The organism is Bordetella genomosp. 5 (assembly GCF_002261315.1).
Taxonomy (GTDB): Bacteria; Pseudomonadota; Gammaproteobacteria; order Burkholderiales; family Burkholderiaceae_B; genus Bordetella.
In genome coordinates this window covers 620,524-635,884 of the sequence record NZ_NEVP01000011.1, presented here as the reverse complement: position 1 = coordinate 635,884, position 15,361 = coordinate 620,524, and the positions used below count along the sequence as shown (strand labels likewise).

Below are 15,361 nucleotides of genomic sequence, written 5' to 3'. Positions count from 1 at the left end.
CAAAACATGAATATGGAAGTGATGCCGCCCGTCGCAGCACCGCTCGTCCTGATCCTCGGATTGGGAGAGACCGGTGCGGCCAGCGCGCGCTGGTGCGCCCGTCAGGGTGCACGGCTGCGCGTGGCCGACACGCGCGCCGAACCCGGCGGGCTGGCGGCACTGCGCGAGGCCCTGGCCGACGCGCAGGTCGAGTACCACCTGGGTTGCGCCGACGCGTTCCCGCCCGAGCTGCTCGATGGCGTGGATCAGCTCGTGCTGAGCCCGGGCCTGGCGCCGGGCGCGGAGCCCACCGCCGGCCTGCTGGCCCTTGCCGCCGAGCGTGGCATCGAGGTGGTGGGCGAGATCGAATTGTTCGCCCGTGCGCTGGCACAGCTTGCCGAGTCGCACGACTATCGGCCGCGCCTGCTGGCCGTCACGGGTACCAATGGCAAGACTACGGTCACGGCGCTCACGCGCCAGCTGATCGAGTCCGCCGGGCTGAGCGTGGTGGCCGCGGGCAATATCAGCCCGGCGGCACTGACCGCTCTGGCCGATGCGCTCGACGCCGACGCGTTGCCGCAGGTCTGGGTGCTCGAGCTGTCGAGCTTCCAGCTCGACACGACGCGCTCGCTGCGCGCCGACGCGGCGGTGGTGCTCAACGTGACGCAGGATCACCTGGACTGGCACGGCAGCATGCAGGCCTACGCGGATGCCAAGGCCCGTTTGCTGAAGATGACGCGCGTCGCCATCGTCAATCGCGACGACCCGCTGACCGTCGCCATGGTGTCCGGGCTGAACGCGCTCGACGTGCGCAGCTTCGGTCGCGGCTTGCCGGCGCTGGTCGGCGACATGGGCCTCGAGCCCGGCGATGGCATGGCCTGGCTGGTGGCGTGCGAGCCGACCGATTTCGACGAGCCCGCGCCGCCGGTGCGGCGCAAGAAAGATGCTCCCCCGCCAGCGCGCCATGCCGGCCGTGTCAGCCGTCTGATGCCGGCCGATGCCCTGCGCATTCGCGGCGTGCACAATGCCCTGAACGCATTGGCCGCCATGCAGCTCGCGCGTGCGCTGGACCTCGGCTGGGGCCCGATGCTGCGCGCGCTGCGCGACTATGCCGGCGAGCCGGGCCGGGTGTCGTTCGTGCGTACCGTGGCGGGCGTCGACTACATCAATGACACCAAGGGCACCAACGTGGGCGCGACCGTCGCCGCGCTGGAAGGCCTGGGTCAGACCGTCGTGTTGATCGCCGGCGGCCAGGGCAAGGGCCAGGATTTTTCGCCGCTCGTGCCGATGGTCAAGCGCCATGCGCGCGGCGTCGTGCTGATCGGTACCGATGGCCCGGCCATCGGCGAGGTGCTGGCGTCCACCGGCGTGCCCTGCGTGGCCGCGGCCGACATGGCCGACGCGGTACGGCGCGCCGCCGAGCTGGCTCAGGAGGGCGATGCCGTGCTGCTGTCGCCGGCCTGCGCCAGCCTCGATATGTTCCGCAACTATCCGCACCGCGGGCAGGTCTTCGTCGAAGAGGTCGAAGAGCTCGCGCGCGACCGGGGCGAGGTGCTATGAGCCTGTTCGCCGAACTCACCGCCAGCGTCAATGCCGTGCGCCCCGGGCGCACCCGCATGCGCAATTTCGACCTGCCGCTCGTGGTGGCCGCGTCGACTTTGCTGCTGCTCGGCCTGCTGATGGTGTATTCGGCGTCGATCGCGCTGGCCGACGGCCCGCGCTACGCCTCGTACGGTCGCTATTACTTCGTGGTACGCCACGGGCTCTTCCTCACGACCGGCCTGGTCGCGGCCGCGATCGCGCTCGCTCTGCCGCTGCGCGTGTGGCAGCGCCTCGCCGTGCCGCTCTTCATGTTCGCGCTGTTCCTGCTGCTCGCCGTGCTCGTGCCGGGCATCGGCCGCGAGGTCAACGGCGCGCACCGCTGGATTCCGCTGGGCCCGGTCAATTTCCAGCCCTCCGAGCTGATGAAGCTGGCCGCCGTGCTCTACGCCGCCGACTACACCGTGCGCAAGCAGGAGTACATGCAGGCCTTCGCGCGCGGCTTCCTGCCCATGGCCTGCGCGCTGGGGGCGGTCGGCATGTTGCTGCTGCTCGAGCCCGACCTCGGCGCCTTCATGGTGATCGTGGCGATCGCGATCGGGATCCTGTTCCTGGGCGGCATCAACGGCAAGTACTTCAGCAGCCTGCTGGCCGTGCTCATGGGCACCTTCCTCATGCTGATCTGGCTGTCGCCGTGGCGCCGCGCGCGTCTGTTCGCGTACCTGGATCCCTGGAACGAAGAGAACGCCTACGGCAGTGCCTATCAGTTATCGCATTCGCTCATCGCGCTGGGCCGCGGAGAGTGGTTCGGCGTGGGCCTGGGTGCCAGCGTCGAGAAGCTTCATTACCTGCCCGAGGCGCACACCGACTTCCTGATGGCGGTCGTGGGCGAGGAACTCGGATTCGCCGGCGTGATGCTCGTCATCGTGCTGTTCGCGGTCATCGTGCAGCGCGGCTTCGATATCGGCCGCCAGGCGATCGCCATGGAACGCACCTTCTCGGGCCTCGTCGCGCATGGCGTGGTGATGTGGTTCGGCGTGCAGGCGTTCATCAATATGGGCGTGTGCCTGGGCCTGCTGCCCACCAAGGGCCTCACGCTGCCGCTCATGAGCTATGGCGGCTCCGGCATCGTCATGAATCTGTGCGCGCTCGCGATCCTGATCCGCGTCGACATCGAAAACCGCGTCCTGATGCGGGGAGGGCGAGTATGACCGCGCCCACGATCCTCATCATGGCCGGTGGGACCGGCGGTCACATCATGCCGGGCCTCGCCGTGGCCGAAGTGCTGCGCGCGCGCGGCTGGCGCGTGCTGTGGCTGGGCAATCCCGACAAGATGGAAGGGCGTCTGGTGCCGCCGCGCGGCATCGACCTCGTTCCGCTGCATTTCCAGGGCGTGCGCGGCAAAGGGGCGGGCACGCTCATCAAGCTGCCGCTGACGCTGCTGCGCGCGCTGTCCGAAGCGTGGGGCCGGCTGTCCGCGGTGCGTCCCGACGTGGTGCTGGGCATGGGCGGCTATGTCGCCTTCCCGGGCGGCGCCGTTGCCGCGCTGCGCCGCATTCCGGTCGTGGTGCACGAACAGAACGCCGTCGCCGGCACGGCCAATCGCTGGCTCGCGCGCATGGCGCGTCGCGTGCTCTCCGGCTTCCCCGGCGTGCTGCCGGCGGCCGAGTGCGTGGGCAATCCGGTGCGCGCCGACCTGGCCGCGCTGCCGGCACCGGCCGAGCGCTATGCGGGCCGCACGGGTCCGCTGCGCCTGCTCGTGGTGGGCGGCAGCCTCGGCGCCCAGGCGCTGAACACGGTGCTGCCGCAAGCTCTGGCGCGTCTGCCCGCCGACGTGCGGCCGCAGGTCGTGCATCAGGCCGGCGAACAGCACTTCCAGGCCCTGCGTGCCGCCTATGACCAGGCGGGCGTGCAGGCCGAATGCGTTCCTTTCATCGAAGACATGGCCGGCGCCATGGGGGCGGCCGACCTGCTGGTCTGCCGCGCGGGCGCCATGACCGTGTCCGAGGTGGCGGCGGCGGGCGTCGCGGCGCTGTTCGTGCCGTTCCCGCACGCCATCGATGATCATCAAACCGCGAATGCGCGCTTCCTGAGCGACGATCAGGCGGCCTGGCTGCAACCGCAGCCGGACCTGACCGCGCAGTGGCTGGCCGACTGGCTGGCCGCGCGCACGCGCACCGAACTACAAACCGTGGCTGGCCGGGCCCGTGCGCATGCGCGAGTGCAGGCCGCCCAGGATATCGCCGACGCGTGCGTTGCCGCAGCGGGGCGTTCAACATGAAACACCGTATTCAACATATTCATTTCGTCGGCGTCGGCGGCTCGGGCATGAGCGGCATCGCCGAGGTGCTGCTCAATCTGGGTTACACCGTGAGCGGTTCCGACCTCAACGAGTCGACGGTCACGCGCCGTCTGGCCGGTCTCGGCCTGCGCGTGGCGATCGGCCATGCCGCCGAGAACGTCGCCGGCGCGGACGCGATCGTCACGTCCACCGCGGTCGCGGGCGACAACCCGGAAGTGATCGCGGCACGTGCCGCGCGCATTCCCGTGGTGCCGCGCGCCGTGATGCTGGCCGAACTGATGCGCCTGAAGCGCGGCATCGCCGTGGCCGGCACCCATGGCAAGACGACCACGACCAGCCTGGTCGCGAGCGTGCTCGCCGCCGGCGGCCTGGACCCCACCTTCGTGATCGGCGGCCGCCTGAATTCGGCCGGCGCCAACGCGCAGCTGGGTCAGGGCGAGTTCATCGTGGTCGAGGCCGACGAGTCGGACGCCTCCTTCCTGAATCTGCTGCCGGTGATGGCCGTCGTGACCAACATCGACGCCGATCACATGGACACCTACGGTCACGATGTCGCGCGCCTCAAGAGCGCGTTCATCGAGTTCACCCAGCGCCTGCCGTTCTACGGCAGCGCCGTGCTGTGCGTGGACGACGCCAACGTGCGCGAGATCATGCCCTTCGTGTCGCGTCCGATCACGACCTACGGCCTGTCGCCCGAAGCGCAGGTGCGCGGCGAAGACGTCGTGGCCGACGGCACCCGCATGCGCTTCAGCGTGCGCCGCCGTGACCGCGACATCGAACTGCCCACGCTGCAGGTCGAGTTGAACCTGCCCGGTCTGCACAATGTGCGCAACGCGCTGGCCGCGATCGCCGTGGCGTCAGAGCTGGGCGTGTCCGATGACGCGATCCAGCAGGCGCTCGCCGCCTTCAAGGGCGTCGGCCGCCGCTTTACCCAATACGGCGATCTGCCCGTGTCGCAGGCCCAGGGCGGCGGCACCTACACGCTCATCGACGACTACGGTCATCACCCGGTCGAGATGGCCGCGACGCTGGCCGCGGCCCGTGGCGCCTGGCCCGACCGTCGCATCGTGCTGGCCTTCCAGCCGCACCGCTATACCCGTACGCGCGACTGCTTCGAAGACTTCGTGCGCGTGCTCGGCACGGCCGACGCCGTGCTGCTCACCGAGGTCTACGCCGCGGGCGAAGCGCCGCTGGTGGCCGCCGATGGCCGCGCGCTGTCGCGTGCGCTGCGCGTGGCGGGCAAGGTCGAGCCCGTGTTCGTCGAAGACGTGGCCGAGCTGCCGCAAGCCGTGCGCGATTTCGTGCGCGACGGCGACGTGGTGGTGGTGATGGGAGCCGGTTCGATCAGCCGCATCCCGGCCCAATTGGGAGAACAGGCATGAGCGCACAGTTCGGCAAGGTAGGCGTTCTGTATGGCGGTCGTTCCGCCGAACGCGAAGTCTCGATCATGTCCGGCACCGGCGTGCACGAAGCGCTGCGCAGCCAGGGCGTCGACGCGCATCTGTTCGACACCGGCACGCGCACCCTGGCCGAACTGGCCGACGCGCGTTTCGATCGGGTCTTCATCGCGCTGCACGGTCGTTACGGCGAAGACGGCTCGCTGCAGGGCGCGCTCGAACTGCTGGGCATTCCGTACACCGGAAGCGGCCCGATGGCCTCGGCGCTCGCGATGGACAAGATCATGACCAAGCGGATCTGGCTGCAGCACGGCCTGCCCACGCCGCAGTTCGAGTCGCTCGATGCCGACAGCGAACTGCGCCTGGTGCCCGATCGCCTCGGCCTGCCGCTGATCCTGAAGCCGCCGCATGAGGGGTCGACGGTCGGCATCACGAAGGTGTCCGGCTATTCCGACATGAAAGAAGCCTACGCGGCAGCCGCGCGTTTCGACGAGACGGTGCTGGCCGAGCAGTTCATCACCGGCCGCGAGCTCACCGTGGCGCTCATGGGCAAGGGCCGCAATGCGCGGGCGCTGCCCATCATCGAAATCGTGGCGCCCCAGGGCAACTACGACTACGAGCACAAGTACTTCTCCGACGAGACCCAGTACTTCTGCCCGGCCGACCTGCCGAAATCGCTGGCCGACGAGATCGCCAACATCTCGGTGGCGGCCTACCGCGCGCTCGATTGCGAGGGCTGGGCCCGCGCCGACGTGCTGCTGGACCGCCAGAATCGACCCTGGCTGATCGAAATGAATACCTCGCCCGGCATGACCGGGCACTCGCTGGTGCCCATGGCGGCGCGCGCGGTGGGCATGTCCTACCCCGAGCTGTGCATGGCCATCCTGGCCGAGGCGTCCTGCAAATTGCAGGCCCCGGCGCGTAACGCCTGACCGGAACGACTTGTGTGGAACGACGCTCGCACCATCAACCTGATCGCCAACACGCTCGCCGTGCTGGCGGTAGCCGCCATGCTGTTGGCCGGGGTGGTGTGGGTCGCGCAGCGACCATATTTCAAACTCACGGCCATCGAGCTCGAGGCGATGCCCGAGTCCGAGCTGCACTACGTCTCGACGGGCGCGGTGCGGGCGGCCATTGCGGGCCGCTTCACGGGCAATTTCTTCACCGTGGACCTGGACGAGGCGCGCGAGGTGTTCGAGTCGGTGCCGTGGGTGCGGCATGCCACCGTGCGCCGCATCTGGCCCAATACCTTGCGCGTGCGCATCGAAGAGCAGCTGCCCCTGGCGCTGTGGAACGAGAACCAGATGATCAACACCTGGGGCGAAGCGTTCACGGCCAACACGGGCGAGCTGGACGACGACATGGTGCTGCCGCAGTTCGCGGGCCCCGAGGGTGCCGAGGCGCTCGTGGTGCAGCGCTACGCGGAACTGGCGCGCTGGTTCGCGCCGCTCGATCTGCAGGTGCGCGAGCTGGAACTGAGCCCGCGCTACGCCTGGCGTGCGATCCTGTCGAACGGCATGGCGCTGGACCTGGGCCGCGATCCGGGCGCCGACGCGCCGGATCCGCACGGCCTGCCCGGCGCCTTGCCCTTCGCCGCCCGTATTCAACGCTTTGTGCAGAGCTGGCCCGCCGTGGCCAGCCGGCTGGAAGGCCGCACGGTCACCCAGGCCGATCTGCGATACCCCAATGGTTTTGCCCTGGCGCTGGCTCCGCTGCCGCCAGAGACCAAATCGAATTCCAAAACCAAACCTGTCAAGAAACCATAACGCCATGACCCGTGACATCAAGGACCTTATCGTCGCCCTCGATATCGGCACCAGCAAGGTGGTGGCTGTGGTGGCCGAAATTCTGCCCGAGGGACGCTTCGAAGTGCTCGGGTTGGGGCAGCACGAGTCGCGCGGCATGCGCAAGGGCGTGGTCGTCAATATCGAGACCACGGTCAACTCCATCCAGCGCGCGCTCGAAGAAGCCGAGCTGATGGCCGACTGCAAAATCCGCGACGTCTATACCGGCATCGCCGGCAGCCACATCCGCAGCTTCAATTCGAGCGGGATGGTGGCTGTCAAGGACAAGGAAGTCACCGCCACCGACGTCGCACGCGTGATCGAGACCGCCAAGGCCGTCAACATCCCGACCGACCAGCAGGTGCTGCATGTGCTGACGCAGGAGTTCATCGTCGACGGCCAGGAAGATATCCGCGAGCCCATCGGGATGAGCGGCCTGCGCCTCGAAGTGCGCGTACACATCGTGACCGGCGCCGTGAGCGCGGCCCAGAACATCGTGAAGTGCGTGCGTCGCTGCGGCCTCGAAGTGCAGGATCTGATCCTGCAGCCGCTCGCCTCCAGCCTCGCCTGCCTGACGGCCGACGAGAAAGAGCTGGGCGTGGTGCTGGTCGATATCGGCGGTGGCACCACCGACGTCGCCATCTTCACGGGCGGCGCGATCCGCCACACCGCGGTGATTCCGATCGCCGGCGACCAGATCACCAACGACATCGCGGCGATGCTGCGCACGCCGACGCCGGATGCCGAAGAAATCAAGCTGCGCTATGGCGTGGCCAAGCAGGTCATTGCGCGTCCCGACGAGGCCGTCGAGGTCCCGGGGCTGGGCGACCGCGGCCCGCGTCAGGTCAAGCGGCAAGCCCTGGGCGCCGTGATCGAACCGCGCGTCGAAGAATTGTTCACGCTGGTGCAGCAGGTGGTGCGCGACTCCGGCTACGAAGATCTGCTGGCGTCGGGCGTCGTGCTCACCGGCGGATCGGCGCAACTGCCGGGCATGGTCGAGCTGGCCGAAGACGTGTTCCTGAAGCCGGTGCGCGTGGCCGTGCCCGAGTACGAGGGCAGCCTCGCCGACGTGATGCGCAATCCGCGTTTCTCGACCGTGATGGGCCTGCTTCAGGAAGCCCGCATGCAGCGCGTGCGTGGCCGCAAGGTCGCCGCGCAGACCGGCAATCTGAAGAGCCTGTTTGCCCGCATGAAGGAATGGTTCATGAATTGAATGAGGGGCAGGGAGCCGCGGGGGTTCCTGGTCCTCGGTGTTCACCGGCAGTTTGCGGTGAAGGCCGAAAGCGAGGGGAGGAGACGTTTCAAAACCGGTGCGGGCAACCGCCGGCCTCGTTTTTGAAGCGACTCACATAAAGATAGGTTGTAGGGGAATTTTGTTATTCGCAAATCCGGACTTGTGAGGGAGTCATCATGATGAACTTTGAGATGCTTGAGACCAACGCCAAAGGGACCATAATCAAGGTCGTTGGTGTGGGTGGTGCGGGCGGCAATGCCGTGGCGCACATGATTCGCAGTGGTGTGAGCGGCGTGGATTTCATCTGCGCCAATACCGACGCGCAGGCGCTTGCCGCCACCAACGCGCCGGTGCAGATCCGTCTGGGCCGTACCGGTCTGGGCGCGGGTGCCAAGCCCGAGCAGGGCCGCGCCGCGGCCGAAACCGCTCGTGAAGAAATCCGTGCCGCCCTTAACGGCGCGCACATGGTTTTCATCACGGCCGGCATGGGCGGTGGCACGGGTACGGGCGCGGGTCCGGTCGTGGCCGAAGTGGCCAAGGAACTGGGCATCCTGACCGTGGGTGTCGTGACCAAGCCCTTCACCTTCGAGGGCAACAAGCGCCTGAAGATGGCTGAAGACGGCATCAGCGAACTGGGCAAGCACGTCCATTCGCTCATCGTCGTGCTCAACGAAAATCTCTATGAGCTGATGGACGAGGATGCCACCCAGGAAGACTGCTTCAAGTCTGCCGACGACATCCTGCACAACGCTTGCGCCGGTATCGCCGAAATCATTAACGTCGAAGGCAACGTCAACGTCGACTTCGAAGACGTGAAGACGATCATGGGCGAGCAGGGTCAGGCCATGATGGGCACGGCGACCGCCAGTGGCGCCGACCGCGCTCGCGTGGCGGCCGAGAAGGCCATCGCATGCCCGCTGCTCGAAGGCGTGGACCTGAACGGCGCGCGTGGTGTGCTGGTCAACATCACGTCGGCCCGTACGCTGAAGATGCGCGAAACGCGCGAAATCATGGAAACGATCCGCAGCTACGCTTCGGAAGACGCGACCGTGATCTTCGGCACCGCCTACGACGAAACGATGGGTGAAAACCTGCGCGTGACCGTGGTGGCAACCGGCCTTGGCCGCGCCGTCGCTCGTCCGCAACTGGTGCAGACCCCGGCAGAAGAACTGCGCACCGGCACCGACAACCTGCCCCTGGGCGGGATGGTGGCTGCGCAGCAGGGCGACTACCGCAATCTGGACATGCCGTCGGTGATGCGCAACCCGCGCAGCCAGGCGTCGGCCCAGGTGCGTGCCCTGGAAAGCTCGGGCATGGATCACTTCGACATTCCGGCTTTCCTGCGCAAGCAAGCCGACTGACGTGGTCCGCGGGGCCGGAAGGCTCCGTTACTCCCTCAGCGTCCATCCTTCGCTGCCCCGGCGAAGGATGGACGTGCGAGCGGTAAGTGCATGAAATGCAGTGCAACAAATATCGGGGATATCTATGGCGGCCATAGCGACAGCCGCATGGCGTCATTGTGCCGCGAAGGTTACAATGGAATGGTTCTGCCGGCTTGCGCATGCAAGTTGCCGGCTTCATGTTTAGAAAAAACAAGATCATGTTCCGACAGCGCAGCATTCAGAATCTCGTCCGCACGACAGGCGTCGGCGTCCACTCCGGACGGCGGGTCGAGCTCACGCTGCGTCCTGCGGAAGCCAACACGGGCATCGTGTTCCACCGTGTCGATCTGCCCGAGGTCGTCGACCTCCCGGCGCAGGCCACCGGCGTGGGCGATACCCGCATGGCATCGGTGCTTCAGCAGGGCAACGTGCGTGTATCCACCGTCGAACATCTGATGTCGGCGCTTGCCGGCCTGGGTATCGACAACCTCCACGTCGACCTCACCGCCGAAGAAGTGCCCATCATGGACGGCAGCGCGGCGACCTTCGTGTACCTGCTGCGCTCGGCCGGTATCGTCGAGCAGAACGCGCCCAAGCATTTCATCCGCGTGCTCAAGCCCATCGAGGTGCGCGAGGGCGAAGGCCGCAACGAGAAGTGGGCCCGCCTGGAGCCGCACGAAGGTTTCGCGCTCGCCTTCTCGATCGACTTCCGTCACCCCGCCATCGATTCCACCGCCAATTTCGCGGAGATCGATTTCGCCACCCATTCGTACGTGCGCGAGATCGCGCGTGCCCGCACCTTCGGCTTCGTCAACGAAGTCGAGGCACTGCGTTCGATGGGCCTGGCGCGCGGCGGCAGCCTCGACAACGCGATCGTGATGGACGAGTACCGCGTGCTCAACAGCGACGGCCTGCGCTACGACGACGAATTCGTGAAGCACAAGATTCTCGACGCCATCGGCGATCTGTATCTGCTGGGCAAGCCGCTGGTCGCGCGCTACGTCGCGTGCAAGTCGGGCCATGCGCTCAACAATCACCTGGCGCGCGCGCTACTCGAGCAGCAAGAGTCCTGGGAGCTCGTCACGTACGAGTCGCAGGCGGCCGCGCCGCAGGCCTTCCGTCACGAATGGAAGCTGGCCTGAGTCCGATCTATCGCGTCGCCTGATCTATCAACGGGGCCTTCGATCGAAGGCCCCGATGCTTTTGGCCGCGCCCGAATGGGCCGCCCGGGTCCGGGCATGGCCGGATGAAATCGGCTGAAATGCCTTCAGTCTTTGCCGTGATGGCGCAGCAGACGCGCGACCGCGTCGGCCAGCGGACCGGGGCGCAGCCCCTCGCGCAGGTCGCTGAAGGCCTTGAGCGCGGTGTCGCCCAGGGGCTGGGCTTCTTTCGGGGGACGGGGTGCTTTTTGCCCCGGGCGCGGCATACCGGCTTGAATCCGAACGCTAATTTCAGTAAGGTTCCAGCCTTGCGTGGATAAGGTCTGGGCAATTCGCGGCGCCATCTGGCGCAATTTCGCGGCGTAGACCGGGCCCGGCACCGCCAGCATCAATTTCTGGCTTTCGAATTTGGCCACCACGCACACTGCGCCCAGCGCGGGCGGCAGCACGGCTGCCACCGCCTGTTGAATCTGCAGATGCGCCCGCGCCGTGGCGAGCACGCCCGCGCCGCGCATGTCATGACCCAGCCAACCGAGGGCCGTCTGTTCTCTCGACTTGCGGGTCGAGGAACGAGTTCGGTGTGGAGCAGGTCTATTCATGCCGCTCAATAATAGGATGCAAACCTTGAAGATCGTGATTATGCATGCCCGCGCAGGGCAGGACCGGCATCTCACCGTCAGCGGTGCGCGCCTGGCCCTGTTCGCGGGTGTCGCCCTGATGGCGGCAGCCGCGATCGGCGCGATCATGCAGCGCGTGTTGATGCCGGCGTTTGCCGGCGCCACGCCGTATTCGGTCGACTGGCCCAGCTATGCACGCTCGATGAATCCGGACCGCGAGGCCGATTTCATGCGCGAAAACGTCAACATGCTCGCCTCGAAGGTCGGCGTGTTGCAGGCCAAGCTGACCAGTATCGACGGCCTCGGCCGCCGTGTCGCGCAGATCGCTGGTATCGACTATACCGATGTCGCACCGGGCAGTCACCCCGACATGATGCCCGCCGAGGCGACCCACGTGATGGACGATCTGTTTACGGATCGCCAGCCGCCGTCGCCCGAGTCCGCCGAAGCGCTGGGCCGTCAGCTCGACGAGATCCAGGTGCGCATGTCGCGCCAGGCCGACAACCTGAAGCTGCTCGACGCCGCGCTGACGCGCCGCTCGGCCGATCAGGCGCGCGTGCCGACGGCCATGCCCATCACCGACTACCCCTATCTCAGCTCCAGCTACGGCTGGCGCCGCAACCCGGTGACGGGTCGCTATGCCATGCACGAAGGCCTGGACTTCGCCGCCCCGCCGGGCACGGCCATTCTGGCCGCCTCCGGGGGCGTGGTGCTGTCGGCCAAGCGCGAGACCGGCTACGGCAACATGGTCGAGATCGATCATGGCAATGGTCTGATCACGCGCTACGCGCACGCCTCGCGGCTGCTGGTGAAGGCCGGCGATCTGGTCGAACGCGGCCAGGAAGTGGCCCAGGTGGGATCGTCGGGCCGCTCTACCGGCCCGCACCTGCATTTCGAAGTGCGGCTGGCAGGTCAGCCTCTCGACCCGCGCCTCTTTCTGGGGCCCCAACAAACCGCGCCGTCCGTCGTGGCGCAAGCCCAGGCTGGCAAGCCCGTCTCCGAGCCTCGCGCTCCCTGATTTCTCCCTCTGGTGCGCATCGCCCGGCCTGGCCGGGTCCCGCCTCGCGCACGGTCTGTCCCCTCTGCCTCATTGTTGCGCTCCAGGTGCGTTAAACTGGATCGTTTCCCAGCGGAACCAACCGCTCAACCCGTCATAAGAAATGTACGGGGCGCTGCTGCCGCGTCGCGCGCCGCACCGTCTCGCCGCCCAAGACACGCATGGTTTCTCTGCTCAAAAAACTCATTGGCAGCCGTAACGACCGGCTGCTCAAGCAGTATCGCAAGCTGGTCAGCCAGATCAATGGGCTGGAGCCGCAGATCGCGGCGCTCTCCGACGAACAACTGTCGGCCAAGACCCAGGAATTCCGGGATCGTCATGCCAAGGGCCAGTCGCTCGACGACCTGCTGCCCGAAGCCTTCGCGGTCGTGCGCGAAGCGGGCAAGCGCGTGTTCGGCATGCGTCACTTCGACGTGCAGATGCTGGGCGGTATTGCGCTGCATAACGGCAAAATCGCCGAAATGCGCACGGGCGAAGGCAAGACGCTGATGGCGACGCTGCCGGTCTACCTGAACGCGGTCGCCGGCCGGGGCGTGCACGTCGTGACGGTCAACGATTACCTGGCCCGCCGCGACGCCGAATGGATGGGGCGCCTGTACCGCTTCCTCGGCATGAGCACCGGCGTGGTGGTGCCGCAGCAGCCCAACGACGAGAAGATCGCCGCCTACGCTGCCGACATCACCTACGGCACGAACAACGAATTCGGCTTCGACTACCTCCGTGACAACATGGAGTACCGAATCGAAGACCGCCGCCAGCGCGCGCTCGCCTACGCCATCGTCGACGAAGTGGACTCGATCCTGATCGACGAGGCCCGCACGCCGCTGATCATTTCCGGGCAGGCCGAAGACCATACCGAGCTGTACGTGCGCATGAATGCCGTGCCGCCGCTGCTCACGCGCATGGCCTCCGAGCCCAAGCCGCAGGAGCCCGAACCCGAAGGCGATTACTGGGTCGACGAAAAGAGCCAGCAGGTCTATCTGTCGGAAGCCGGTCACGAACACGCCGAGCAGATCCTGGCCCGCGTGGGCCTGCTGCCCGAAGGCGAGTCGCTGTACGACCCGCGTCACATCCAGCTGATGCACCACCTGATGGTGGCGCTGCGCGCCAACACCCTGTTCTTCCGCGACCAGCAATACGTGGTCCAGGATGGCGAGGTGGTGATCGTCGACGAATTCACCGGCCGCCTGATGGTGGGTCGCCGCTGGTCCGATGGCCTGCATCAGGCGGTCGAGGCCAAGGAAGGCGTCAAGATCCAGCACGAAAACCAGACGCTGGCATCGATCACGTTCCAGAACTACTTCCGCATGTACGACAAGCTGTCGGGCATGACCGGCACGGCCGACACGGAAGCGTACGAATTCCAGGAAATCTATCAGCTTGAGACGGTCCTCATCCCGACCAACAAGCCGATGCAGCGCAAAGACCAGAACGATCAGGTCTTCAAGACGCACCAGGAAAAATTCAACGCGATCATCAACGACATCCGCGACTGCCACGAACGGGGTCAGCCGGTGCTCGTGGGCACGACCAGCATCGAAAACTCCGAGCTGCTGTCGAACATGCTGCGTCAGGCCAAGCTGCCGCACGAAGTGCTCAACGCCAAGCAGCATGCCCGCGAAGCCGAGATCGTGGCCGAGGCCGGCAAGCCCGGTCACATCACGATCGCGACCAACATGGCCGGCCGCGGTACCGACATCGTGCTCGGGGGCAGCGTCGACAAGCAGATCGATCTGATCCGCGCCGATGAGTCCGTGCCGCAGGCCGAGCGCGAAGCGCGCATCGAGCGCGTGCGTACCGAATGGAAGCCGCTGAACGAGCAGGTCAAGGCCGCGGGCGGTCTGCGCATCATCGGTACCGAACGCCACGAATCGCGCCGTATCGATAACCAGCTGCGTGGTCGTGCCGGCCGCCAGGGCGATCCGGGTTCGTCGCGCTTCTATCTGTCGCTCGAAGATTCGCTGATGCGCATCTTCGCTGGCGAACGGGTGCGCGCCATCATGGAGCGCCTGAAGCTGCCCGAAGGCGAGCCCATCGAAGCGGGTATGGTCACGCGTTCCATCGAGACGGCCCAGCGCAAGGTCGAAGGCCGCAACTTCGATATCCGCAAGCAGCTGCTCGAATACGACGACGTCGCCAACGACCAGCGCAAGGTGCTGTACTCGCAGCGCAACGAAGTGCTCGAGGCCGCCAACATCGGCGGCTCGGTCGAGAACCTGCTCGCCGCCGCCGTCACCGAACAGTTCCGCAATTTCGTGCCGGCCGAGTCGGTCGAAGAACAGTGGGACCTGGCCGGTCTGCAACAGGCCCTCGCCGGCGATTGGCAGCTTCAACTGCCGCTGGTCGAGATGGCCGAGAACGAGCCCAATCTCACCGACGACGAGCTCCTCGAGCGCGTGCTCACCGCGGCGCGCGACGCCTACCACGCGAAGATCGCGCTGGTCGGCGCCGAGTCGTGGGCGCAGTTCGAGCGTTCGATCATGCTGCAGTCGATCGACACGCACTGGCGCGAACATCTGTCGGCGCTGGACTACCTGCGTCAGGGTATCCATCTGCGCGGCTACGCCCAGAAGAACCCCAAGCAGGAATACAAGCGCGAAGCCTTCGAGCTGTTCTCCGGCATGCTGGACCGCATCCGCGACGACGTCGTGCGCGTGCTGCTGACCGTGCGGGTGCAGTCGCCCGAGCAGGTCGAACAGGCCGAAGCCGAGGCCGCCCAGTCGCACGTCCAGAATGTGCAGTACCACCACTCGGACTACGACGAGGCATTGGCGCAGGACGAGTCCACGGCGGAAGGGCAACAGCCCGCGCGCAATGCGCTGCCCAAGGTCGGCCGCAACGATCCTTGCCCGTGCGGCAGCGGCAAGAAGTACAAGCAGTGCCACGGCAAGCTGAGCTGAACGGAGCATG

12 protein-coding genes are annotated in these 15,361 nt (G+C 66.7%); 11 read left to right on the top strand and 1 reads right to left on the bottom strand.

Annotated features, from left to right (window positions below; all coding sequences use genetic code 11):
• The first annotated feature begins 6 nt into the window (after positions 1-6).
• The 9 genes from murD to lpxC all read left to right on the top strand — a co-directional run bounded on the left by murD (position 7) and on the right by lpxC (position 10,759).
• Positions 7-1,539: a UDP-N-acetylmuramoyl-L-alanine--D-glutamate ligase gene (gene murD / locus CAL25_RS20000; protein ID WP_094803203.1), complete on the top strand. Its 1,533-nt coding sequence runs from the start codon at positions 7-9 to the stop codon at positions 1,537-1,539.
• Positions 1,536-2,729, top strand: coding sequence for a putative lipid II flippase FtsW (gene ftsW / locus CAL25_RS19995; protein ID WP_094803201.1), 1,194 nt, complete (start codon positions 1,536-1,538; stop codon positions 2,727-2,729). Before murD ends, ftsW begins: the two co-directional genes overlap by 4 nt.
• Positions 2,726-3,799 carry an undecaprenyldiphospho-muramoylpentapeptide beta-N-acetylglucosaminyltransferase gene (murG, locus tag CAL25_RS19990; protein ID WP_094803199.1) on the top strand — a complete coding sequence of 358 codons (1,074 nt, stop codon included), beginning with the start codon at positions 2,726-2,728 and terminating at the stop codon, positions 3,797-3,799. The genes ftsW and murG overlap by 4 nt, the downstream gene beginning before the upstream one ends.
• Positions 3,796-5,202 carry a UDP-N-acetylmuramate--L-alanine ligase gene (gene murC / locus CAL25_RS19985; RefSeq protein ID WP_094803197.1) on the top strand — a complete coding sequence of 469 codons (1,407 nt, stop codon included), beginning with the start codon at positions 3,796-3,798 and terminating at the stop codon, positions 5,200-5,202. The genes murG and murC overlap by 4 nt, the downstream gene beginning before the upstream one ends.
• Complete coding sequence (locus CAL25_RS19980) at positions 5,199-6,149, top strand: D-alanine--D-alanine ligase (RefSeq protein ID WP_094803195.1); 951 nt, start codon at positions 5,199-5,201, stop codon at positions 6,147-6,149. The genes murC and CAL25_RS19980 overlap by 4 nt, the downstream gene beginning before the upstream one ends.
• Positions 6,150-6,161: 12 nt before the next feature.
• Positions 6,162-6,983 (top strand): cell division protein FtsQ/DivIB, encoded by an 822-nt coding sequence (locus CAL25_RS19975; RefSeq protein WP_094803193.1) that lies wholly within the window; start codon positions 6,162-6,164, stop codon positions 6,981-6,983.
• A 4-nt stretch (positions 6,984-6,987) separates the two neighbouring features.
• Positions 6,988-8,214: a cell division protein FtsA gene (ftsA, locus tag CAL25_RS19970; RefSeq protein WP_094803191.1), complete on the top strand. Its 1,227-nt coding sequence runs from the start codon at positions 6,988-6,990 to the stop codon at positions 8,212-8,214.
• Positions 8,215-8,411: 197 nt separating this feature from the next.
• On the top strand, positions 8,412-9,596 hold the full coding sequence (ftsZ, locus tag CAL25_RS19965) for a cell division protein FtsZ (protein ID WP_094803189.1): 1,185 nt from the start codon (positions 8,412-8,414) through the stop codon (positions 9,594-9,596).
• A gap of 239 nt (positions 9,597-9,835) precedes the next feature.
• A complete protein-coding gene (lpxC, locus tag CAL25_RS19960; RefSeq protein WP_094803338.1) occupies positions 9,836-10,759 on the top strand; it encodes a UDP-3-O-acyl-N-acetylglucosamine deacetylase in 924 nt (307 codons plus the stop codon).
• A gap of 125 nt (positions 10,760-10,884) precedes the next feature.
• Here lpxC and CAL25_RS19955 read toward each other — a convergent pair whose 3' ends face one another.
• The gene (locus CAL25_RS19955) at positions 10,885-11,292 is read right to left on the bottom strand and encodes a DciA family protein (RefSeq protein ID WP_094803187.1); all 408 of its coding nucleotides are present in this window, start codon (positions 11,290-11,292) and stop codon (positions 10,885-10,887) included.
• Between the two features lie 124 nt (positions 11,293-11,416).
• Here CAL25_RS19955 and CAL25_RS19950 point away from each other — a divergent pair, with 124 nt between their 5' ends.
• Together CAL25_RS19950 and secA are read left to right on the top strand one after the other, a co-directional pair.
• Positions 11,417-12,412 (top strand): M23 family metallopeptidase, encoded by a 996-nt coding sequence (locus CAL25_RS19950; protein WP_094803336.1) that lies wholly within the window; start codon positions 11,417-11,419, stop codon positions 12,410-12,412.
• A gap of 200 nt (positions 12,413-12,612) precedes the next feature.
• On the top strand, positions 12,613-15,351 hold the full coding sequence (gene secA, locus CAL25_RS19945) for a preprotein translocase subunit SecA (protein ID WP_094803185.1): 2,739 nt from the start codon (positions 12,613-12,615) through the stop codon (positions 15,349-15,351).
• Positions 15,352-15,361: the final 10 nt, after the last annotated feature.